Genomic DNA, 21181 nt, shown 5'->3' on the forward strand with positions numbered 1-21181 from the left:
CACCGAAGACCCCACGGCCCCCCGCTGTCGCCGTACGGCAACTCCCGTCAGCAGCCCAGCAGCCGCGCCGCCAGGTACCCCTCGACCTGGTCGAGGGAGACACGCTCCTGCTTCATCGAGTCACGCTCGCGCACGGTCACCGCGTTGTCCTCGAGCGTGTCGAAGTCGACGGTGACGCAGAACGGCGTACCGATCTCGTCCTGGCGGCGGTAGCGGCGGCCGATGGCGCCGGCGTCGTCGAACTCGATGTTCCAGTGCTGGCGCAGCGCCTGGGCGAGGCCCTTCGCCTTCGGCGACAGCTCGGCGTTGCGGGACAGCGGCAGGACGGCGGCCTTCACCGGGGCGAGGCGGTGGTCGAGGCGCAGCACAGTGCGCTTCTCCATCTTGCCCTTGGCGTTGGGGGCCTCGTCCTCGACGTAGGCGTCGAGGAGGAAGGCGAGCATGGTGCGGCCGACACCGGCCGCGGGCTCGATGACGTACGGCGTCCAACGCTCGTTGGCCTCCTGGTCGTAGTAGACCAGGTCCTGGCCGGAGGCCTTGGAGTGGGCGGTCAGGTCGTAGTCGGTGCGGTTGGCGACACCCTCCAGCTCGCCCCACTCGCTGCCGCCGAACTGGAAGCGGTACTCGATGTCGGCGGTGCGCTTGGAGTAGTGGGAGAGCTTCTCCTTGGGGTGCTCGTACCAGCGCATGTTCTCCTCACGGAGACCCAGGCCGGTGTACCAGTTCCAGCGCTGCTCCATCCAGTACTCGTGCCACTTCTCGTCCTCGCCCGGCTTGCAGAAGAACTCCATCTCCATCTGCTCGAACTCGCGGGTGCGGAAGATGAAGTTGCCCGGCGTGATCTCGTTGCGGAACGACTTGCCCATCTGGGCGATGCCGAACGGCGGCTTCTTGCGCGTGGCGGTGTGCACCAGGCCGAAGTTGGTGAAGATGCCCTGGGCGGTCTCGGGGCGCAGGTAGGCGACGGAGCCGCTGTCCTGGGTCGGGCCGAGGTGGGTGGAGAGCAGGCCCGAGAACTGCTTGGGCTCGGTGAACTGGCCCTTGGTGCCGCAGTTGGGGCAGTTGATGTCGGCGAGGCCGTTCTCCGGGGCGCGGCCCTTCTTCTCCTCGTAGGCCTCCTCCAGGTGGTCCGCGCGGAACCGCTTGTGGCAGGAGGTGCACTCGGTGAGCGGGTCGGTGAAGGTGGCGACGTGGCCGGAGGCGACCCACACCTCGGGGGCGAGGATCACGGACGAGTCGATACCGACGACGTCCTCGCGCGACGTCACCATGTAGCGCCACCACTGGCGCTTGATGTTCTCCTTGAGCTCGACACCCAGCGGTCCGTAGTCCCAGGCGGCGCGCTGACCGCCGTAGATCTCACTACAGGGGAATACGAAGCCACGGCGCTTGCTCAGGCTGACGATGGTGTCGATCTTGTCGGCGGCCACGGTGCTCTCTTCATTACGACGACGGGCGTTGAAGCGAGACGCTTCAGAGCGAATGCCTCAGGGTACCGGCGCAGGCTGCCCCTCAATCAAATCACCCCGGGCCCGGAGCGCTCCAGGACCGCCGGGCGGGCCTCCCGGAGGGCTTCCCGGGGGCCGTCGCACGACCTCCCGGGGACGTTGTTGACAACGGTTTCCACTTCAGTTGAAAATGACTGTCATGAACGATCGACGACGTCTGATACCCACGGCGGCCACGGCCGCGGTGACGGTCCTCGGCCTGGCCGCCCTCTCCGCCTGCTCCACGACCGCGGTCGCGGGGAACACCGACAAGTTCGACGTCGTCGCGTCGTTCTATCCGATGACGTATCTCGCCGAGCAGATCGGCGGCACACACGTCCACGTCACCACCCTCACCGAGCCCGGCCAGGAACCGCACGAGCTGGAGATCAGCGCCCGGCAGACCGCGCAGCTCGAGGAGTCCGACGCGGTCCTCTACCTCAAGGGGCTCCAGCCCGCCGTCGACAAGGCCGTCGACCAGTCCGGCGTCGGCACGAAGATCGACGCGGCCTCGCTGACCACGCTGGAGAAGCACGGCACCGAGGTCGGCGGCCACGACGAGCACGCCGACGCCGACGAGCACGGCCACGACGAGGAGTCCGGCGCCGAGGACCCGCACATCTGGCTCGACCCCGTCCGGTACGCCGAGGTCGCCGAGGGCGTCGGCAAGGCCTTCGAGAAGGCCGACCCGGACCACGCCGCCGACTACCGCAAGAACACCGCCGCCCTCGTCTCCCGGCTCGGCGCCCTGAACACCGAGTTCGAGAAGGGCCTCGCCGGCACCAGGACGAAGACCTTCATCACCACCCACGCCGCCTTCGGCTATCTCGCCGAGCGCTACGGCCTCACCGAGGAGGCCATCTCCGGCCTCGACCCGGAGTCCGAGCCGAGCGCCGCCCGCGTCAAGGACCTACAGAAGAAAGCCAAGGCCGACGGCGTCACCACCGTCTTCTACGAGACCCTCGTCAGCGGCGACACCGCGAAGACCCTCGCCGAGGACGCGGGCCTGAGGACGGACGTCCTCGACCCCCTCGAAGGCATCACCGACAACTCGCGCGGCGACGACTACATCCAGGTCATGCGGGCCAACCTCAAGGCCCTGCGGACCGCCCTGGGCACGAAGTGAGCACCCCCGTGGAGGACGGCATGACCGACACCACGAACGGCATGACCGACACCGAGGCCGGCACGCCCGAGCCCGTCATCCGCCTGAGCGGCGTCCGCGCCGAGCTGGGCTCACGCCCCGTCCTGCGCGGCATCGACCTCACCGTCTCCCGCGGCGAGGTCGTCGCCCTGCTCGGCGCCAACGGCTCCGGCAAGTCCACCGCCGTGCGCAGCATCATCGGCCAGGTGCCGGTCAGCGCCGGCGAGATCGAACTGTTCGGCACGCCGAGGCGCCGCTTCCGCGACTGGGCCCGCGTCGGCTACGTCCCGCAGCGCACCACCGCCGCGGGCGGCGTCCCCGCCACCGTCACCGAGGTCGTCACCGCGGGCCGGCTCTCCCGCGCCCGTTTCGGCATCCTGCGCAAGGCCGACCACGCCGCCGTACGCCGCGCCCTGGAGCTGGTCCGGATGGCCGACCGCGCCAAGGACCCCGTGGACGCGCTGTCCGGAGGGCAGCACCAGCGGGTGCTCATCGCCCGCGCGCTCGCCGCCGAACCCGAGCTGCTGATCATGGACGAGCCGATGGCCGGCGTCGACCTGGCCAGCCAGGAAGTCCTCGCCGAGACCCTGCGCGAGCAGGTCGCCGGCGGCGCGACCGTCCTGCTCGTCCTGCACGAACTGGGCCCGCTGGAGCCCCTCATCGACCGGGCGGTCGTCCTGCGCGACGGCTGCGTCCTGCACGACGGCCCGCCCCCGAAGGCCGTCGGGCAGCACGCCCTGCCCGGCCACGACCACGTCCACCCGCACGCACCGGCGGGCGCCGGACCGATCCGCACGGGACTGCTGAGCTGATGGAACTCCTCGACTACGCCTTCATGCAGCGGGCCCTGCTCGCCGCCGTCCTCGTCGGCATCACCGCACCCGCGATCGGCATCTACCTCGTACAGCGCCGCCAGCCCCTGATGGGCGACGGCATCGGGCACGTGGCCATGACCGGCGTCGGCCTCGGCTTCCTGCTGAACGCCTCCCCCGTGTGGATGGCCACCGCCGTCTCCGCGCTCGGCGCGATCCTCATGGAACTGATCCGCTGGTACGGCAGGACCCGCGGCGACATCGCCCTCGCCATGCTCTTCTACGGCGGCATGGCCGGCGGCGTGATGTTCGTCAGCGTCACGCCGGGCGGCTCCACCGCCAACCTGTCCTCGTACCTGTTCGGCTCGCTGTCCACGGTCTCCCCCTCCGACGTGACCGCGATCGCGCTGCTGTCGGCGTTCGTCGTCGCCGTCACCCTGGGCCTGCGCCGGCAACTGTTCGCGGTCAGCCTGGACGAGGAGTTCGCCCGCGTCACCGGCCTCCCGGTACGGGCCCTGAACCTGCTCACCGCGGTCACCGCGGCCGTCACCGTGACCGTGGCGATGCGGGTCGTCGGCCTGATCCTGGTGTCCGCGCTGATGGTCGTGCCGGTGGCCGCCGCGCAGCAGCTCACCCGCAGCTTCGCCGCGACGTTCGCCGTCGCCGTCACGATCGGCGTCACCGTCACCCTCGGCGGCACCGTCACCTCGTACTACCAGGACGTGCCGCCCGGTGCGACGATCGTGCTGCTGACCATCGCCGCGTTCCTCGTGCTGACCGCCCTCGCCGCGCCGCTCGCCCGCCGCCGCGCCCGGGCCGCCGCTGCCGCACGGCCCGCCGCCGACCCCGCGGAGTGCGCGATTCCGGCGAGTCGGGCCGCCGGCGACGAAGTCGGCGTCTGACCGGGCACAGGCCGGGCTGGCAGAATGGCCCGGCAGGCCCCGGACGTGAGGAGGCAACGGTGACGACCGCTGGACCGCCCGTGAAGGGCCGGGCCACCCGGCAGCGTGCCGCCGTGGCGGCGGCTCTGAACGAGGTCGACGAGTTCCGCAGCGCGCAGGAACTCCACGACATGCTCAAGCACAAGGGCGACTCGGTCGGGCTCACCACGGTCTACCGCACGCTTCAGTCCCTCGCCGAGGCAGGCGAGGTCGACGTCCTGCGCACCTCCGACGGCGAGTCCGTCTACCGGCGCTGCTCCACCGGCGAACACCACCACCACCTCGTCTGCCGCAGCTGCGGCAAGGCGGTCGAGGTGGAGGGGCCCGCCGTGGAGAAGTGGGCGGAGGCCATCGCCGCCGAACACGGCTATGTGAACGTGGCCCACACCGTGGAGATCTTCGGCACGTGCGCGGACTGCGCGGCGGCGGAAGCGACCACCTGACACGCAGCAGACGACGCAGACGACCGAACGAAAGAAACCCGAAGGGGCCCCGGCCGCTCGACGCGCCGGGACCCCCTCGCCGCTCTCAGCCCTGCTGACGGCCCTCCATCGCCAGCAGCACCTCGTTCGGGGTCGCACCGCCGAACCGGCGGTCGCGGGAGGCGAACTCCACACACGCCCGCCACAGATCCCGCCGGTCGAAGTCCGGCCACAGCACGTCCTGGAACACCATCTCCGCGTACGCGCTCTGCCACAGCAGGTAGTTCGAGGTGCGCTGCTCACCGCTGGGCCGCAGGAACAGATCGACCTCCGGCATGTCCGGGTAGTACAGATACTTCGCGAACGTCTTCTCGGTGACCTTGGACGGGTCGAGCCGCCCGGCACGCACGTCCTCGGCGAGAGCCCGAGCTGCGTCGGCGATCTCGGCACGCCCGCCGTAGTTCATGCAGAAGTACAGGGTGAGCCGGTCGTTGCCCTTGGTCTGCTCCTGCGCGATCTGTAGCTCCTGGGCGACGGACTTCCACAGCTTGGGCATGCGCCCCACCCAGCGCACCCGCACCCCCAGCTCGTCGAGCTGGTCGCGGCTCTTGCGGATGAAGTCCCGGTTGAAGTTCATCAGGAAGCGCACCTCGTCGGGCGAGCGCTTCCAGTTCTCGGTGGAGAACGCGTACAGGGAGATCGAACCGACGCCGATCTCGATGGCGCCCTGAAGGACGTCGAGGACCCGCTCCGCGCCCACCTTGTGGCCCTCGGTACGGGGCAGGCCCCGCTCCTTCGCCCAGCGGCCGTTGCCGTCCATGACGATCGCCACATGGCCCGGGACCAGCTCGCCGGGGAGCTTCGGCGGTCGCGCGCCGGACGGGTGCGGCTCCGGTGCCTTGTACTCCCGGCGCTGCCGCCCGAGGAACCCGCGTACGACCATGTGCTTCTCGTCTCCCTTACTTTTCCACGTACCGGAGCGACCGCAGCCCGCGCTCCAGGTGCCAGTGCAGATAGGCGGACACCAGCCCGCTCCCCTCCCGGACGTACCGCGGCTCGCAGGCGTCGGCGGTCTCCCAGTCCCCCGTCAGCAGCGCGCCGAGCAGCCGAAGAGTCTGCGGCGACGGTACGACGCTACCGGGCACCCGGCAGTCCACGCACAGGGAGCCTCCGGAGGCCACGGAGAAGAAACGGTTCGGGCCGGGCATGCCGCACTTCGCGCAGTCGTCGAAGCTGGGCGCGTAGCCGTTGACGGCGAGGGAACGCAGCAGGAACGCGTCGAGGACGAGATGCGGGGCGTGCTCACCGCGGGCCAGGGTGCGCAGGGCACCCACCAGCAGCAGATACTGCTGCACGGCCGGCTCGCCCTCGTGGTCGGTGAACCGCTCGGCGGTCTCCAGCATGGCCGTGCCGGCGGTGTAGCGGGCGTAGTCGGTGACGATGCCGCCGCCGTACGGGGCGATCGTCTCGCTCTGCGTGCACAGCGGCAGCCCCCGCCCGACCAGCTCACTGCCGCGCGCGAAGAACTGCACATCGACGTGGGAGAACGGCTCCAGCCGCGCCCCGAACTTCGACTTGGTCCGGCGCACCCCGCGGGCCACGGCGCGCACCCGTCCGTGCCCCCGCGTGAGCAGCGTGATGATCCGGTCCGCCTCACCCAGCTTCTGGGTGCGCAGCACGATGCCGTCGTCGCGGAACAGACTCATGCGGCCCATTGTCCCGTACGGAAGAGACACCCGGGACGCTTCCTGACCCGACCGACGCGCGGCGCCCTCGGTCGGCACCGGGACGCAGCCGTGCCTCCCAGAGCCGGCCGAACCGCGCCGACCGCCCTCCGGGCCGGCTTCGTGGGCGCCGTGCGGACAGCCGGGCTCCGGCGCCGACGCCCCGAGGCCGACCTCGGCTCACGTTCGAGTCCGTTCCGTCGTGCTGCCGCGGCGGGGCGGGTCGCGCCGGCACCGCGGCGTGGTGCTGGGGTGGCGGGGTCGCCGCCGGACGGGGCAGGGGTGGGGTCAGTGCCGGCGTGGGAGGGAGCCGGTCACGGGACCTCGCCGCGGCTGCGGGCGTTGCAGTACGCCGTGGCCGCGCTCAGGCGCTCGGCCGGGGTGGCCGGGCGGACGACCTCCGGGGAGGCGTCCCACTCCCGTCCGCCGCCGTACGGTCTCAGCTGGACGTACGGCCCTTCGTGCCCCATGACGATGCCGACCCGGCCGGTGCGGGTGTCGACGACGTGGGATCCGAGGGGCGGCTTGGGCATGCAGTTCTCTCCTCTGTGGTGTGGTGCCGCAACGTGGCTCCCCCACATTGCCGATTCCACGCATTTCACCCTGTGAGGGACACGAACTCTCTACACTCGGCTGGAGTCTGTCCTCTTCCGCCCCACACGTACCAACGCTGTGGTGGCCACTCTCGCCATGCCGTTCGAACCCCGTCCCCTCCTGCGGGCAACCGATTCGCGCCGGGCGGTGGTCTGGAGGGCGAGGAGGGTGCTTGATGCAGGCCGAACTGGAGGAGCAGTTCCAGGATTTCGTCCGGGCGCGCTGGTCGCACCTGGTGCGGACCGCGTATCTGCTCACGGGCGACGCCCACCACGCCGAGGACCTGACCCAGACGGCGCTGGCGAAGGCGTACCGCTCATGGCGGCGCGTGGCACGGGCCGACAACCCGGAGGCGTACGTCCGCCGGATGCTGGTCAGCTGCAACAGCGACCGCTTCCGCAAGCGCCGCATCACGGAGGCGCTGACCGCGGCGCCCCCGGATCGAGCAGGGCGGGACGACTCGGCGTCGTGGGCGGACGAGCGCAGCGCGCTGATGGCGGCGCTGGCCGGGCTGCCGGCGCGGCAGCGGGCGGTGGTGGTCCTGCGGTACTGGGAGGACCTGTCGGAGGCGGAGGTGGCCGAGGCGCTCGGCTGCTCGCCGGGGACGGTCAAGAGCCAGGCCTCGAAGGGGCTGGCGAAGTTGCGTACGTGTCCGGGGCTCGCCCAGCTGGCGGGCGGCGCCGTGACGGCAGGACAAGGAGGCGGAAGATGAACGACAGCGGGCGCGACGAGCGGGAGGCCCTGGACGGGCAGGACGCGCCGGGCGGCTTCGAGGAGCGGATGCGTGATCTGCTCGCCGAGGACGCCTTCACGATCCGCCCGTCGCCGGCGCCGTATCCGGCGATCCGGCGGCGGGGGCTGCGGGAGCGGCGGCGTCGTACGGCGGCGATCGGCACGGCGGTCGCGGTGCTGGCGGCGGTGCCGGTGGGGGCGTACGCGCTGGACCTCGGCGACCGGAACGGCCCGGCCACCGCCGCGCCGCGCCCGTCGGTCACCGCGGCGGGGAACCCGGCCGCCGGCGGTTCGCCGAAGGCGCCGGCCTCGCAGGCAGGGCCGGCGCGGCCCGCCACGCCGGGGCAGCTGCTGGACGGCATCAGCTTCGCGCAGGCCACGCAGGGGCTGGAGAAGTGCCTCCGGTTCGACGCCGAGACGACGAAGGAGCTGGCGAAGCACGCCGAGGGCGGGACGGAAAGCCCCGCCGTGCACCGGGAGGATCTCGGCAAGGCGTCGCAGTACCGGATCATCCTGGCGATGCGCAGCACCGGCGACTCGAACGCCCCCGGTGACGGCTACCACGTCGTCGCCGTACGGGAGCAGCCCCGGCCCACGCGGGTGATCTGCACGATCCGGGACGGTCAGCCGGGGATCAACTCCAGCAGCGGCGACATGACCGGCGACGCGGCCCACCCGGTGTACCCGGACATCAACAGCGGCAAGCTGTACCAGCAGTCGATCATCGACAAGGGCAGCTGGAAGCTGCCGTTCCGCTGGGGGATCATCGGCACCGTCCATCCGTCGGTGGCGAAGGTGACGGCGTCGTACGGCGACAGCACCGTCCCGGGGGTGCTGGACCACGGCTGGTTCGTGGCGTACGGCACGCTGAACCGGCAGGTGACGAAGGCGCCGCACATCAAGGGCTACGACGCGGCGGGCAAGCTCGTCTACGACTCCGACCGGGACAAGGAGTACGACAAGACGCTGCCGTAGGCGGCGTCCGCAGGACGGGGCGGGCCGGGCCGGGCGACGGGGACGGCCGGGCCCGCCCCCGTTCGCGTCCGGCGTGCGTCGGCCGACGGACGTCGGGACGTCCGTGTTCGGGACGCGGAGCGTGGAGGCGAGCAGCCGCGGCGCGGCCTCGGGCTCCGTGCCGACGCGCGCGGTGCGGGCATCACGCGCCGGCCGGCGGCGCCGGGCTCCGGCCGGTTCCGGAAGGACCGTTCCGTCTGTCCTACGACGGCATCCGCGCCGCCTCCAGCAGCCGGGTGACGTCGTCGGCGGGGAGGGTGAGGGCCGTGCCGACGGTGGCGAGGACCTCGCGTTCGGCCGGAGTGTACGGGCCGTCGGCGAGGGCGATGCGGGCGCCCTCCAGCAGGATCGATTCGCGGCCGACGGGCGCGAGGTGCGGGGCGAGCGGGTCGAGGGCCTCGTGCAGCTCTATGGCCAGCCCGGCCCCGCCCGGCCCGCCGAGGACCCGGCCGGTGTCCTGGGCCAGCGCCTCCACGAGCGCGGCCAGCTGGTCCTCGGTGCAGTCGCCGAACCCGGCGGCGCGCACCGCGACCGCCGCGGTCTCCAGCGCCGAACGCGACGAGGCGCCGCCCGCCGCGAGCACGGCGAGGGCGACGGTGTGGACGGCGTCGCGGAGCATCGCCGAGAAGCGGGTGGTGGTCGGGTGGTCGAGGGCGTCGGGCCCGAAGTGGCGGCGGCAGGAGGCGCACTCGACGACGGGGCCGGTCTCGCCGCGCGGCAGCACGGGCACGCCGAGCAGGGTGAAGCGGCGGCGTCCGCTGAGCCGCTGATAGTTGCGGTCGCCTCCGCAGTTCGGGCAGAAGAACTCGCCGTCGCCCAGGGGCGTCCAGGCGGTACGGGTGCCCAGGATGCGCGCAAGCCTGGGTGCACGGCCGTTGTGTCCCCGTCCTGGCAGCACGTCGCACCTCCCGCGAAACGTGGCGGCAACATCGCCGCGCTTGCGTGATGTTAGCCACATCGGTGAGGCCGAGTCAGTACCCAGGACGAGACCTTGCCGTGACCTGGGGGACGAAATGGCCGGAAACAGCGGGCCCCGCCCACCGGAGAGCCGGCGGGCGGGGCCCCAGGGGTGTCAGCGGGCCGCGCGGTTGACGGCGGAGACGACCGCCTTCAGCGAGGCGCGGGTGGTGTTGGCGTCGATGCCGATGCCCCACAGCACCTTGTCGCCGATGGCGCACTCGATGTACGAGGCGGCCTGCGCGGACGCGCCCTCGCTCATCGTGTGCTCCTGATAGTCCAGCAGGCGTACGTCCACGCCGATGGACTCCAGTGCGTCGAAGAAGGCCGAGATCGGACCGTTGCCGGAGCCGGTCAGGACGGTGTCCACGCCGTCGACGGTGGCCTCGACGGTGAGGGTGTCCACGCCGTCGGTGTCGGTGGTGGACTGGCCCGTCCGCACCTGGATACGGCCCCACGGGTTGTCCGGGTTGGGCAGGTACTCGTCCTGGAAGACCTCCCAGATCTCCTTCGGCGTGATCTCGCCGCCCTCGGCGTCGGTCTTCGCCTGGATGATCTTGGAGAACTCGATCTGCATACGACGCGGCAGGTCGAGCTTGTGGTCGTTCTTCAGGACGTACGAGATGCCGCCCTTGCCGGACTGCGAGTTGACGCGGATGACGGCCTCGTAGGACCGGCCGACGTCCTTCGGGTCGATCGGCAGGTACGGGACCGCCCACTCCAGGTCGTCGACGGTGACGCCCTTGGCCTTCGCCTCGGCCTCCATGGCGTCGAAGCCCTTCTTGATGGCGTCCTGGTGGGAGCCGGAGAAGGACGTGTAGACCAGGTCGCCCACGTACGGGTGGCGCGGGTGGACCTCCATCTGGTTGCAGTACTCCCACGTACGACGGATCTCGTCGATGTCGGAGAAGTCGATCTGCGGGTCGACGCCCTGCGAGAACAGGTTCATGCCCAGGGTGACCAGGTCGACGTTGCCGGTGCGCTCGCCCTGCCCGAACAGGCAGCCCTCGACGCGGTCGGCGCCCGCCATGACCGCCAGCTCCGCCGCCGCGACGGCCGTACCGCGGTCGTTGTGCGGGTGGGCGGACAGGCAGACGTACTCGCGGCGGGAGAGGTTGCGGTGCATCCACTCGAAGCGGTCGGCGTGCGTGGACGGCGTGGAACGCTCCACGGTCGCCGGCAGGTTCAGGATGATCTCGCGGTCCGGGCCGGGCTGCCAGACGTCCATGACCGCCTCGCAGACCTCCAGCGCGAAGTCCAGCTCGGTGTCGGTGAAGATCTCCGGGCTGTACTGGTAGCCGAAGTCGGTCTCCGGGCCCAGCAGCTTCTCCGCGTACTCCATCACCAGGCGGGTGCCGTCGACGGCGATCTGCTTGATGTCGTCCTTGGAGCCGCGGAAGACGACCCGGCGGAAGACCGGCGCGGTCGCGTTGTACAGGTGGACCGTGGCGCGCTTGGCGCCCTTCAGGGACTCCACGGTCCGCTCGATCAGGTCCTCGCGGGCCTGGGTGAGGACGGAGATGGTCACGTCCTCGGGGATCGCGCCCTCCTCCTCGATGATGGAGCGCACGAAGTCGAAGTCGGTCTGCCCGGAGGCGGGGAAGCCGACCTCGATCTCCTTGTAGCCCATCTTGACGAGCTGGTCGAACATCCGGCGCTTGCGCTCGGGCGACATGGGGTCGATCAGCGCCTGGTTGCCGTCGCGCAGGTCGGTCGACAGCCAGCGCGGGGCTACGGTGATCCGCTGGTCGGGCCAGGTGCGGTCGGGGAGGTCGACCTGCTCGTAGCGGCCGTACTTGTGGATCGGCATGGGGCTGGGCTGCTGGCGGTTGGCCATGGTGCGAAGGCTCCTCATGGGGTGTCCGAGGGACGGCCGACGACGCAACGCCAAGCTCCGCGGGGAGGGAGTCGGCCTCGACTACAGGCCCTCACCGCGGCAGCTAAGGAGAAGCAGCCCGAAACGCATGATGCTCCGCATGCTAGCCGAGCTGTCCCAAGGCGCGGGGTGCTGTATCAGTATGCGGGACGCGGGCGCCTATAAGGGACAAAAAGTGCGCAGCCTCACATACCGTCGACTCGATGTCCGCCCCTGCACCGACGACCCTCCGCCGTGTGCCACGCCTACCACGGCCGCACCCCCCACCACGGCCGTTGTCCCGCTGTTTCACCAATCATGGTGGCAGGTGGTGACAGAGCGGTCACACAGTGCAAACGTTACGGGCATGACGACTCACGGGGGCTTCGAGCCCGTCTTCTGCACCGTCGTCCCGCCGCACATCCTCGACCGGCTGGCGCGCCAGGACGACCCCGCACTCTCCGCACCCGCCCACCGCACCCTGGTGCGCGACAGCGAACTGCGCGGCCGACGCCGTGTGACCACCGAGTTCGCCCTCGCCTCCGCCCCGGCCGTGACGGCGCCCTCCGAGCGGCCCCTGCGGACGGTCCACGACGCCGAGCACCGCACCCGCCTGCCCGGCACCGTCGTCCGCCGCGAGGGCGAGGAACCCGGCCGCGACGCCACCGTCAACCGCGCCTACGCCGGCCTCGGCGCCACCTTCGACCTCTTCCTGAAGGCGTACGGCCGGCACTCCATCGACGGCGACGGACTCCCGCTGGACGCCACCGTCCACTACGACGTGGACTACAACAACGCCTTCTGGAACGGCGAGCAGATGGTGTTCGGCGACGGTGACGGCGAGATCTTCCTCGACTTCACCCTGCCGATCGACGTCATCGGGCACGAGCTGACCCACGGCGTCACCCAGTACACCGCCAACCTCACCTACTACGGCCAGCCCGGCGCCCTCAACGAGTCGATGTCCGACGTGTTCGGCTCGCTGATCAAGCAGTACTCGCTCGGCCAGACCGCCGCCGAGGCCGACTGGCTGATCGGCGCGGGCCTGCTCGCCGAACGCGTCACCGGGGTCGCCCTGCGCTCGATGAAGGCGCCCGGCACCGCGTACGACGACGACGTCCTCGGCAAGGACCCGCAGCCCGCCACCATGGACGATTACGTCCGCACCGGCCGCGACAACGGCGGCGTCCACATCAACTCCGGCATCCCCAACCACGCCTTCTATCTGACGGCCGTCCAGCTCGGCGGACACGCCTGGGAACGCGCCGGGCAGATCTGGTACGACGTGCTCACCGGCGGCGAACTGCCCTCACAGGCCCTGTTCACCGACTTCGCCGCACTCACCGAGAAGGCCGCCGCCGAACGCTACGGCGACGGCGGCGACGAACACGAGGCGGTCCGCAAGGCCTGGGAGCAGGTGGGGGTGCGCACCCGGCGGGCGAAGCTGTAGACAGGGACCCATGCGGATCACAGTGAGGCGCACGGGCGGTTTCGCGGGCATCGAACGGCACGCCGAGGTGGACACCGCGGGCCGCCCGGACGCCGAGGAGTGGCGGGCACTGGCCCGGCGGGTCCTCGCCGCGGGCGCGGGCGCACCGCCGACCGGGGTGCCCGACGGCTTCTCCTACCGGATCACCGTCGACGGCCAGACCGTGTACTGCGCGGACCCCCGGCTCAGCGAGGACCAGCGCGAGCTGATCTCACGCGTACTGAAGGAGGGCGCCTGAGCACCGGACGTCGGCGGAGAGCACGCCGGCCCCGGCCCGACGGACAACCGCCTTTCCCCGCAAGGGCGTTGACTTCCGTCGCCGCCGGTACGGATGATCCGCCCATGGCGACGGACCCGATGCCTCAGTTCCCGCCCGGCTTCCTGTGGGGCGTGTCCACCTCGGCCCACCAGATCGAAGGGGCCGCCGACGAACGCGGCCCCTCCGTGTGGGACGTCTTCAGCGCCGAACCCGGCCGGATCAAGGACGGCTCCACCGCCGCGGTCGCCTGCGACCACTACCACCGCTACCGCGAGGACATCGCCCTCGTCGCCGGCCTCGGCGTGAACGCGTACCGCTTCTCCGTGTCCTGGCCGCGCGCCGCCTCCCCCGGCGGCCTCGGCTTCTACGACCGGCTCGTCGACGAACTGTGCGCCGCCGGCATCCGCCCCGTCGTCACCCTCTACCACTGGGACCTCCCCGCCGACCTGGACTGGCTGAAACGGGACACCGCGTCCCGGTTCGCCGAGCACGTGGGCACGGTCGCCGCCCGGCTCGGCGACCGCGTCGGCCACTGGATCACCCTCAACGAACCCGCCGAGCACACCCTGCTCGGCCACGCCCTCGGCGTCCACGCCCCCGGCAAGCAGCTCCTGTTCGACGCCCTGCCGACCGCCCACCACCAGCTCCTCGCCCACGGACTCGCCGTCAGCGCGCTGCGCGCCGCCGGCGCCGGGCAGGTCGGCATCGCCAACTCGCACGGCCCGACCTGGCCCGCCTCCGACGACCCCGCCGACCAGGAGGCGGCAGCCTTCTACGACCTGCTGCTCAACCGCCTCTTCGCCGAACCCGTCCTGCTCGGCGCCTACCCGCAGGGCCTGGGCGACCTCATGCCCGGCGACCCCCAGGCCGACCTGGAGACCATCGGCGCACCCCTCGACTTCTACGGCGTCAACTACTACGCGCCGACCCGGGTGGGCGCCCCGCAGGGCGCCGCGAGCGAGTTCGGCGGGGTGCGCGTCCCCGACGGGCTGCCGTTCTCCCTGCGGGAGATCGACGGATACCCGCTGACCGACTTCGGCTGGCCCGTCGTACCGCACGGCCTCACCGACCTGCTCACCGGCTTCCGCCGGCGCTACGGCGACCGGCTGCCGCCCGTGATCATCACCGAGAACGGCTGCGCGTACGACGGACTCGACGACCAGCACCGCATCGCGTTCCACGACGGCCACCTCCGCGCCCTGCACCGGGCCATCGAGGCGGGCGTGGACGTACGGGGATACTTCGTGTGGTCGCTGCTGGACAACTTCGAGTGGGCGGAGGGCTACGCGCGGCGCTTCGGCCTCGTCCACGTCGACTTCGCCACGCAGCAGCGCACCCCGAAGGCGTCGTACACCTGGCTGCGGGAGACGCTGCGCGCCCAGCTGTGACGGCCCGTCACAGCGCCCCGGCGTCCCTCGCCGCCCACACCGACGGGAAGTACGGCCGATAGCCCAGATCCCGGCGGATCCTGTCCGTGGACATCACCCCCAGCCACGGGTCCGGGTCGGTACGGGTGTACAGGTCCTCCGGCACCTCCACACCGTTCACCCGGAACAGATCCACCGCCGTCACCGGGGCGTCGTCCGCGATGTTGTACGCAGGGCCGCGCAGCCCCGGTGCGTACAGCAGCCTCAGCAGGCCCTGCGCCACATCGGCGTGATGACCCATGTGCAGCCGCTGCGTCGCCGCCCAGCCCGTCGCCCAGCGCAGCGACTGCGCCAGATGCGGGTCCCCCTCGCCGTACACGAACGGCAACCGCCCGATCCGCACATCCAGGCCCTCGAGCGCCAGCAGCTCACGCTCGGCCGCCGCCTTCGACTCCGGGTACGCGCCCCACATCGCGCCGCCGGGCCGCACCTCGTCGTCCTCCACCAGCGGACGGCCCCGCCCCGTGCCGTACACCAGACACGTGCTGACCTGCACGAACCTTTCCACCCCTGCGGACACCGCGGCCCGGCCCAGCTCCACCGCCGCGTCCCGGTTCACCGCCCACGCCTCCTCGTCCGGCACCCCGCGGAACGACGCGGCCACGTTCACCACCGCGTCCACCCCGGCCACCGCCTTGCCCAGCGCCTCCGCGTCCCGCAGATCACCGACGACGACCTCCGCGCCCAGCTCCGCGAACCGCTCACCCCGGGACGCGTCCCGCACCAGCACCCGCACCCGCTCCCCCGGGCCGGCCTGCGCCAGCAGCCGCGGCACGAAACGCCGCCCGACCTGCCCTGTCGTACCCGTCACCAACGTCAGCATCATGCGTTCCCTTCCGTTCACTCCCCCGTGGACGCCTCCAGCCTCGGCCGGAAAGGCGCCCGCCGGGAGAGACCCGTGGATCGGGGGACCGGCAGTCCCTGGATGGACGGGCCGCGCGGGCGCACGCTGGAGAGGTGAACCGACCCGAACTCGCCGACTTCCTGCGCCGCAGCCGCGCCCGTCTCGCCCCCTCCGACGTGGGCCTCGCACCGGGCGCCCGCCGCCGCACCCCCGGACTGCGCCGCGAGGAGGTCGCCGCACTCGCCGGCATGTCCGTCGACTACTACACGCGCCTCGAACAGCAGCGCGGCCCGCACCCCTCCCGGCAGATGCTCACCGCGCTGGCCCGCGCCCTGCGCCTCACCGACGACGAACGCGACCACCTGTTCCACCTCACCGGCGAGGAACCCCCACGCCGCGCCTCCGGCTCCGGACACGTACGGCCCGGACTGCTGCTGGTCCTGGACCGGCTGCACGACACCCCCACCCAGGTCGTCACCGACTGCGGCGACGTCCTCGCGCAGAACGCCATGGCGAAGGCCCTGGTCGGCGACGTGATGTCCGCGCCGCCCCGCGAACGCAACCTCGCCCGGCGGTTCTTCCTCGACCCGGCGGGCCGCGCCCTGTTCCCCGAGGAGGACCGCCCCCGGCACGCACGCGCACACGTCGCCTCCCTGCGCGCGGTCGCCGCCGCACGCCCCGACGACCCCGAGCCGGCCGCGCTCGTCGCCGAGCTGCGCGCCCGCAGCGAGGAGTTCGCCGCGCTGTGGGACGAGCACCAGGTCGCCCAGCGGACCCCGTCCACCAAACGCTTCCTGCACCCCGTCGTCGGCATGATCGAGCTGGACTGCGAGGTGCTGCTCAGCCACGAGCACCGCCAGCACCTGGTCCTCCACACGGCCCGCCCCGGCACCGAGGCCCACGAACAGCTGCGGCTGCTGCGCGTCGTCGGACTTCAGGACCTGGCACCCAGCGAGGTCTGAGCCACGCGCACCGCCGCCCGCACCGCCGGCGCACCGCCGACGTACCGCCGGCGCACCGCCGCGATGCCCGTGGAAAAGCCCTACGGCCTTGACGGTGGCCCGTCGTACTCTGGACAGTGCGAGGCCGCTTACAGCCATGCGGCCGTGACGAGGAGGAACCGCAGGCGTACGACGCCGGCCCATGACTCAGACACCCGCAGCTCACACGCCCGCGCAGGGGCAGGCGAGAGCACAGTTCACCGTCCCCGCCCAGCACCCCATGGTGACCGTCCTGGGGTCCGGCGACTCCCTTCTGCGCGTGATCGAGAAGGCCTTCCCGGGGGCCGACATACACGTCCGGGGCAATGAGATCAGCATCGCCGGCGACTCCGTCGACGTCGCGCTGATCTCGCGTGTGTTCGAAGAGATGATGCTGGTGCTCCGCACCGGGCAGCCGATGACGGAGGACGCAGTGGAACGCTCGATCGCCATGCTGAAGGCGAGCGAGGGCGGGGAGGGCCCCACGGAGACACCGGCCGAGGTGCTCACGCAGAACATCCTCTCCTCCCGCGGACGCACCATCCGCCCCAAGACCCTGAACCAGAAGCGGTACGTCGACGCGATCGACAAGCACACCATCGTCTTCGGCATCGGCCCCGCGGGTACCGGCAAGACGTATCTGGCGATGGCGAAGGCCGTGCAGGCGCTCCAGTCCAAGCAGGTCAACCGGATCATCCTCACCCGCCCCGCGGTCGAGGCCGGCGAGCGCCTCGGCTTCCTGCCCGGCACGCTCTACGAGAAGATCGACCCGTACCTGCGCCCGCTGTACGACGCGCTGCACGACATGCTCGACCCCGACTCGATCCCCCGCCTGATGGCGGCGGGCACCATCGAGGTGGCACCGCTGGCGTACATGCGCGGCCGTGCTCAGCCGGTCTTCACCGATGTGCTCACTCCGGACGGCTGGCGTCCGATCGGCGATCTCCAGGTCGGCGATCTGGTCATCGGTTCCAACGGGGAGCCGACCCCGGTTCTGGGCGTCTACCCCCAGGGTGAGAAGGACATCTACCGGGTCACGGCCCAGGACGGCTCCTCGACGCTGTGCTGTGGCGAGCATCTCTGGACGGTGCGCACCCGCGACGACGAGCGCCGCGGCAGACCGTGGCGTGTCCTCGAGACGCAGGAGATGATCGGCAACCTCCGGGCGGGGCGCCATCGCCGGTACGAGCTTCCCATGCTCACGGCCCCCGTCTGCTTCCCCGAACGCGACGTCCCCATGGACCCGTACGCGCTGGGGCTGCTGCTCGGCGACGGCTGCCCGACCGGCTCCACGACTCCCGCCTTCGCCACGGAGGACCCGGAGCCGGCCATGGCTCCGGAGGCCGCCCTCGACCGGGCGAAGGCCCCCGGTGACGTGATCACGCTGGAGAACCCCGTCACCCGTGTCCTGCGGGAGCTGGACCTGCTGCGCACCCGCCCGCACACGACGTTCGTCCCGGACGTGTATCTCCGGAACACGGCCGAGGTGCGACTGGCCGTTCTTCAGGGTCTGCTGGACTCGGACGGTGGCCGGGTCGTACAGCGGGACCGCACCTGCCGTGTCCAGTTCACGACGACGTCGATCCTGCTCCGCGACGACGTCGTCGCGCTGGTCCGGTCGCTCGGTGGCGTGGCGTACACGCGGCGACGGGCGGCAGCAGGCCGCGAGCCCGGCTTCGCAAACGGGCGCGAGACCGGCCACCGGCACGACGCACACGTCGTGGACATCCGCCTTCCGGAGGGCATCGAGCCGTTCCGTCTCGCCCGCGAGCGGGACCGCTACCACGCCGCCGGGGGCGGCGGACGCCCGGTGCGGTTCATCGACAGCATCGAGCCCGCGGGCCGCGAGGAATGCGTGTGCATCCAGGTGGCGGCCGAGGACTCGCTGTACGTCACACAGGACCATCTGCTGACGCACAACACCCTGAACGACGCTTTCATCATCCTCGACGAGGCGCAGAACACCTCGCCCGAGCAGATGAAGATGTTCCTCACCCGGCTCGGCTTCGACTCGAAGATCGTGATCACGGGTGATGTGACGCAGGTCGATCTGCCCGACGGGCAGAAGTCCGGTCTGCGGCAGGTGCAGGAGATCCTGGAGGGCGTCGAGGACGTCCACTTCTCCCGGCTGTCGTCGCACGACGTCGTCCGGCACAAGCTGGTCGGCCGTATCGTCGACGCGTACGAGAAGTACGACAGCAAGCACGGCACTCAGAACGGCACGCACAAGGGCGGCCGGGGCAAGGCCGGGCACAAGGGGAAGTAGACACACACAGCACCATGTCGATCGACGTCAACAACGAGTCCGGCACCGAGGTCGACGAGCAGGCGATCCTCGACATCGCCCGCTACGCGCTCGCCCGGATGCGCATCCACCCGCTGTCCGAGCTGTCGGTGATCGTGGTGGACGCCGCCGCCATGGAACAGCTGCACGTGCAGTGGATGGACCTGCCCGGCCCGACCGATGTCATGTCCTTCCCGATGGACGAGCTGCGTCCGCCGTCCAAGGACGACGACGAGCCGCCGCAGGGACTGCTCGGTGACATCGTGCTGTGCCCGGAGGTCGCCGCCAAACAGGGCGCGGAGGCTCCGACGAAGCACTCCATGGACGAGGAGCTGCAACTGCTCACCGTCCACGGGGTGCTGCATCTGCTGGGGTACGACCACGAGGAGCCGGACGAGAAGGCCGAGATGTTCGGCCTGCAGGCGGCCATCGTGGACGGGTGGCGGGCCGAGCGGGGTCTGACCGGGCCGTCGCCGGCGCCGACCGTCTCGTAACCGGCCATGAGTGCTCAGATCGTCCTCGGCGCGATCGCTCTGGTCGTCGTCGCCTGGCTCGCCGCGTGCGCGGAGGCGGCCCTGGCCCGGGTCTCCAGCTTCCGCGCCGAGGAGGCCCAGCGGTCCGGGCGGCGGGGCGCCGAGAAGCTCGCCCAGGTGGCCGCCGACCCCACCCGCTATCTGAACGTGGCGCTGCTGGTGCGCGTGGCCTGCGAGATGGCCGCCGCGGCCCTGGTGACATACGCGTGTCTACAGGAGTTCGACGGCACCACCGAGGCGCTGCTCGTCGCGATCGGTGTGATGGTGCTGGTGTCGTACGTGGCCGTGGGGGTGTCCCCGCGGACCATCGGCCGGCAGCATCCCATCAACACGGCGACGGTCGCGGCGTATGTGCTGCTGCCGCTGGCCCGGGTGATGGGTCCGATCCCGTCACTGCTGATCCTCATCGGCAACGCCCTCACCCCCGGCAAGGGGTTCCGGCGGGGCCCGTTCGCCTCCGAGGCGGAGCTGCGGGCGCTGGTCGACCTGGCGGAGAAGGAGTCGCTGATCGAGGCCGAGGAGCGCCGCATGGTGCACTCGGTGTTCGAGCTGGGTGACACCCTCGTGCGTGAGGTGATGGTGCCGCGTACCGATCTGATCGTGATCGAGCGGTACAAGACCATCCGGCAGGCACTCAGTCTCGCCCTGCGGTCTGGGTTCTCCCGGATACCGGTCACCGGGGAGAGCGAGGACGACATCGTCGGGGTCGTCTATCTGAAGGACCTGGCCCGCAAGACGCACATCAGCCGGGACGCGGAGTCCGAGCTGGTGTCGACGGCGATGCGTCCGGCGTTCTTCGTGCCGGACACCAAGAACGCGGGCGATCTGCTGCGCGAGATGCAGAAGTCCCGCAACCATGTCGCGGTGGTCATCGACGAGTACGGCGGCACGGCCGGCATCGTCACCATCGAGGACATCCTGGAGGAGATCGTCGGGGAGATCACCGACGAGTACGACCGTGAGCTGCCGCCCGTGGAGAACCTCGGCGACCACCGCTACCGGGTCACCGCCCGCCTCGACATCGGTGACCTGGGCGAGCTGTACGGGCTGGAGGCGTACGACGACGAGGACGTGGAGACCGTCGGCGGGCTGCTCGCCAAGGCGCTCGGCCGGGTGCCGATCGCGGGCGCGTCGTCCGTGGTGGAGCTGCCGGACGGGCGTGAGCTGCGGCTGACGGCGGAAGCCGCGGCCGGACGCCGCAACAAGATCGTCACGGTGCTGGCGGAGCCCGTCGGCCCGGCCTGGAAGCCCGAGGAGGAGGCGACGGCGGAGTGACGCCGAAGGAGCTGCGCGCCCTGTGCCTGTCCTTCGACGCGGTGGTGGAGGACTTCCCGTTCAATCCGGAGACGTCCGTGTTCAAGGTGCTGGGCAAGATGTTCGCCCTGACGAACCTGGACGCGCGGCCTCTGAAGGTGAACCTCAAGTGCGACCCGGAGGACGCGGTGCGGCTGCGCGCCGAGCACGAGGGGCTGATCGTGCCGGGGTGGCACATGAACAAGCGGCACTGGAACACGGTCACGGTGGACAAGGCTGTGGACGGGGCTCTGCCGGACGCGCTGGTGCGTGAGCTGGTGGAGGACTCGTACGACCTGGTCGTGGCGGGCCTGCCGCGGGGGGAGCGGCTGCGGCTGGACCGGGCCTGACAGAGGGCCTGTGCGGGCGGGGTGCGCGGGGTACGCGTGG

Annotated in this window: 21 protein-coding genes; 14 read left to right on the plus strand and 7 right to left on the minus strand. The window is 71.2% G+C overall.

The features are described 5' to 3' along the window. Positions 1-47: 47 nt before the first annotated feature. Positions 48-1430 (minus strand): glycine--tRNA ligase, encoded by a 1383-nt coding sequence (locus MTQ10_RS12725; protein WP_247466302.1) that lies wholly within the window; start codon positions 1428-1430, stop codon positions 48-50. Positions 1431-1647: 217 nt separating this feature from the next. On the opposite strand from MTQ10_RS12725, the gene MTQ10_RS12730 reads away from it, so the two are divergent. From MTQ10_RS12730 to MTQ10_RS12745, 4 genes are read left to right on the plus strand one after another with little or no spacing between them, the layout of a single operon-like run. Further along, on the plus strand, positions 1648-2613 hold the full coding sequence (locus tag MTQ10_RS12730) for a metal ABC transporter substrate-binding protein (RefSeq protein ID WP_247466305.1): 966 nt from the start codon (positions 1648-1650) through the stop codon (positions 2611-2613). Positions 2614-2633: 20 nt separating this feature from the next. Further along, on the plus strand, positions 2634-3443 hold the full coding sequence (locus MTQ10_RS12735) for a metal ABC transporter ATP-binding protein (RefSeq protein ID WP_247466309.1): 810 nt from the start codon (positions 2634-2636) through the stop codon (positions 3441-3443). Next, positions 3443-4345 carry a metal ABC transporter permease gene (locus MTQ10_RS12740; protein ID WP_247466312.1) on the plus strand — a complete coding sequence of 301 codons (903 nt, stop codon included), beginning with the start codon at positions 3443-3445 and terminating at the stop codon, positions 4343-4345. The genes MTQ10_RS12735 and MTQ10_RS12740 overlap by 1 nt, the downstream gene beginning before the upstream one ends. Positions 4346-4404: 59 nt before the next feature. After that, a complete protein-coding gene (locus MTQ10_RS12745) occupies positions 4405-4827 on the plus strand; it encodes a Fur family transcriptional regulator (RefSeq protein WP_247466314.1) in 423 nt (140 codons plus the stop codon). Between the two features lie 85 nt (positions 4828-4912). On the opposite strand, the gene MTQ10_RS12750 is transcribed toward MTQ10_RS12745, so the two are convergent. The 3 genes from MTQ10_RS12750 to MTQ10_RS12760 all read right to left on the minus strand — a co-directional run bounded on the left by MTQ10_RS12750 (position 4913) and on the right by MTQ10_RS12760 (position 7063). Continuing rightward, positions 4913-5749: an isoprenyl transferase gene (locus tag MTQ10_RS12750; RefSeq protein WP_247466317.1), complete on the minus strand. Its 837-nt coding sequence runs from the start codon at positions 5747-5749 to the stop codon at positions 4913-4915. Between the two features lie 16 nt (positions 5750-5765). After that, positions 5766-6512, minus strand: coding sequence for a DNA repair protein RecO (gene recO, locus MTQ10_RS12755; RefSeq protein ID WP_247466321.1), 747 nt, complete (start codon positions 6510-6512; stop codon positions 5766-5768). Positions 6513-6844: 332 nt separating this feature from the next. Next, positions 6845-7063, minus strand: a complete 219-nt coding sequence (locus MTQ10_RS12760; protein WP_247466323.1) for a hypothetical protein — start codon at positions 7061-7063, stop codon at positions 6845-6847. A gap of 236 nt (positions 7064-7299) precedes the next feature. Between MTQ10_RS12760 and MTQ10_RS12765 the strand changes: the two genes are divergently transcribed. Further along, entirely contained in the window at positions 7300-7836 is a 537-nt protein-coding gene (locus MTQ10_RS12765; RefSeq protein WP_247466326.1) for a SigE family RNA polymerase sigma factor, read from the plus strand. Next, the gene (locus tag MTQ10_RS12770) at positions 7833-8831 is read left to right on the plus strand and encodes a hypothetical protein (RefSeq protein WP_247466330.1); all 999 of its coding nucleotides are present in this window, start codon (positions 7833-7835) and stop codon (positions 8829-8831) included. Before MTQ10_RS12765 ends, MTQ10_RS12770 begins: the two co-directional genes overlap by 4 nt. Before the next feature lie 241 nt (positions 8832-9072). On the opposite strand, the gene MTQ10_RS12775 is transcribed toward MTQ10_RS12770, so the two are convergent. After that, complete coding sequence (locus MTQ10_RS12775; RefSeq protein WP_247466333.1) at positions 9073-9768, minus strand: TerB family tellurite resistance protein; 696 nt, start codon at positions 9766-9768, stop codon at positions 9073-9075. 174 nt (positions 9769-9942) lie between these two features. Next, complete coding sequence (gene leuA / locus MTQ10_RS12780) at positions 9943-11664, minus strand: 2-isopropylmalate synthase (protein WP_247466335.1); 1722 nt, start codon at positions 11662-11664, stop codon at positions 9943-9945. Positions 11665-12049: 385 nt separating this feature from the next. Between leuA and MTQ10_RS12785 the strand changes: the two genes are divergently transcribed. From MTQ10_RS12785 to MTQ10_RS12795, 3 genes are all read left to right on the plus strand, one after another. Next, the gene (locus MTQ10_RS12785; RefSeq protein WP_247466338.1) at positions 12050-13132 is read left to right on the plus strand and encodes a M4 family metallopeptidase; all 1083 of its coding nucleotides are present in this window, start codon (positions 12050-12052) and stop codon (positions 13130-13132) included. Between the two features lie 10 nt (positions 13133-13142). Next, positions 13143-13409, plus strand: a complete 267-nt coding sequence (locus MTQ10_RS12790; RefSeq protein ID WP_247466358.1) for a protealysin inhibitor emfourin — start codon at positions 13143-13145, stop codon at positions 13407-13409. A 104-nt stretch (positions 13410-13513) separates the two neighbouring features. After that, positions 13514-14818, plus strand: a complete 1305-nt coding sequence (locus tag MTQ10_RS12795) for a GH1 family beta-glucosidase (protein WP_247466361.1) — start codon at positions 13514-13516, stop codon at positions 14816-14818. A gap of 7 nt (positions 14819-14825) precedes the next feature. Here the strand turns inward: MTQ10_RS12795 and MTQ10_RS12800 are convergent, their stop codons facing one another. Further along, positions 14826-15680: an NAD-dependent epimerase/dehydratase family protein gene (locus MTQ10_RS12800; RefSeq protein WP_247466382.1), complete on the minus strand. Its 855-nt coding sequence runs from the start codon at positions 15678-15680 to the stop codon at positions 14826-14828. Between the two features lie 134 nt (positions 15681-15814). On the opposite strand from MTQ10_RS12800, the gene MTQ10_RS12805 reads away from it, so the two are divergent. The 5 genes from MTQ10_RS12805 to MTQ10_RS12825 all read left to right on the plus strand — a co-directional run bounded on the left by MTQ10_RS12805 (position 15815) and on the right by MTQ10_RS12825 (position 21141). Continuing rightward, on the plus strand, positions 15815-16663 hold the full coding sequence (locus MTQ10_RS12805; protein ID WP_247466364.1) for a helix-turn-helix transcriptional regulator: 849 nt from the start codon (positions 15815-15817) through the stop codon (positions 16661-16663). A 181-nt stretch (positions 16664-16844) separates the two neighbouring features. Further along, complete coding sequence (locus MTQ10_RS12810; RefSeq protein WP_247466367.1) at positions 16845-18947, plus strand: PhoH family protein; 2103 nt, start codon at positions 16845-16847, stop codon at positions 18945-18947. A gap of 14 nt (positions 18948-18961) precedes the next feature. Continuing rightward, positions 18962-19459 carry an rRNA maturation RNase YbeY gene (gene ybeY / locus MTQ10_RS12815; protein WP_247466371.1) on the plus strand — a complete coding sequence of 166 codons (498 nt, stop codon included), beginning with the start codon at positions 18962-18964 and terminating at the stop codon, positions 19457-19459. A 6-nt stretch (positions 19460-19465) separates the two neighbouring features. After that, positions 19466-20773, plus strand: a complete 1308-nt coding sequence (locus MTQ10_RS12820) for a hemolysin family protein (RefSeq protein WP_247466375.1) — start codon at positions 19466-19468, stop codon at positions 20771-20773. Continuing rightward, positions 20770-21141: an MmcQ/YjbR family DNA-binding protein gene (locus MTQ10_RS12825; protein ID WP_247466378.1), complete on the plus strand. Its 372-nt coding sequence runs from the start codon at positions 20770-20772 to the stop codon at positions 21139-21141. Before MTQ10_RS12820 ends, MTQ10_RS12825 begins: the two co-directional genes overlap by 4 nt. Positions 21142-21181 lie beyond the last annotated feature (40 nt).

It is taken from the genome of Streptomyces sp. XM83C, from assembly GCF_023072675.1.
In the GTDB taxonomy this organism is placed as follows: Bacteria; Actinomycetota; Actinomycetes; order Streptomycetales; family Streptomycetaceae; genus Streptomyces; species Streptomyces thermocoprophilus.

Coding starts and splice junctions, on each gene's coding strand:
- ybeY (WP_247466371.1), top strand. CDS start 18,962: ATGTCGATCGACGTCAACAACGAGTCCGGCACCGAGGTCGACGAGCAG.
- leuA (WP_247466335.1), bottom strand. CDS start 11,664: ATGGCCAACCGCCAGCAGCCCAGCCCCATGCCGATCCACAAGTACGGC.
- MTQ10_RS12760 (WP_247466323.1), bottom strand. CDS start 7,063: ATGCCCAAGCCGCCCCTCGGATCCCACGTCGTCGACACCCGCACCGGC.
- MTQ10_RS12810 (WP_247466367.1), top strand. CDS start 16,845: ATGACTCAGACACCCGCAGCTCACACGCCCGCGCAGGGGCAGGCGAGA.
- MTQ10_RS12740 (WP_247466312.1), top strand. CDS start 3,443: ATGGAACTCCTCGACTACGCCTTCATGCAGCGGGCCCTGCTCGCCGCC.
- MTQ10_RS12820 (WP_247466375.1), top strand. CDS start 19,466: ATGAGTGCTCAGATCGTCCTCGGCGCGATCGCTCTGGTCGTCGTCGCC.
- MTQ10_RS12730 (WP_247466305.1), top strand. CDS start 1,648: ATGAACGATCGACGACGTCTGATACCCACGGCGGCCACGGCCGCGGTG.
- MTQ10_RS12765 (WP_247466326.1), top strand. CDS start 7,300: ATGCAGGCCGAACTGGAGGAGCAGTTCCAGGATTTCGTCCGGGCGCGC.
- MTQ10_RS12735 (WP_247466309.1), top strand. CDS start 2,634: ATGACCGACACCACGAACGGCATGACCGACACCGAGGCCGGCACGCCC.
- MTQ10_RS12795 (WP_247466361.1), top strand. CDS start 13,514: ATGGCGACGGACCCGATGCCTCAGTTCCCGCCCGGCTTCCTGTGGGGC.
- MTQ10_RS12770 (WP_247466330.1), top strand. CDS start 7,833: ATGAACGACAGCGGGCGCGACGAGCGGGAGGCCCTGGACGGGCAGGAC.
- MTQ10_RS12785 (WP_247466338.1), top strand. CDS start 12,050: ATGACGACTCACGGGGGCTTCGAGCCCGTCTTCTGCACCGTCGTCCCG.
- MTQ10_RS12800 (WP_247466382.1), bottom strand. CDS start 15,680: ATGCTGACGTTGGTGACGGGTACGACAGGGCAGGTCGGGCGGCGTTTC.
- recO (WP_247466321.1), bottom strand. CDS start 6,512: ATGAGTCTGTTCCGCGACGACGGCATCGTGCTGCGCACCCAGAAGCTG.
- MTQ10_RS12790 (WP_247466358.1), top strand. CDS start 13,143: ATGCGGATCACAGTGAGGCGCACGGGCGGTTTCGCGGGCATCGAACGG.
- MTQ10_RS12750 (WP_247466317.1), bottom strand. CDS start 5,749: ATGGTCGTACGCGGGTTCCTCGGGCGGCAGCGCCGGGAGTACAAGGCA.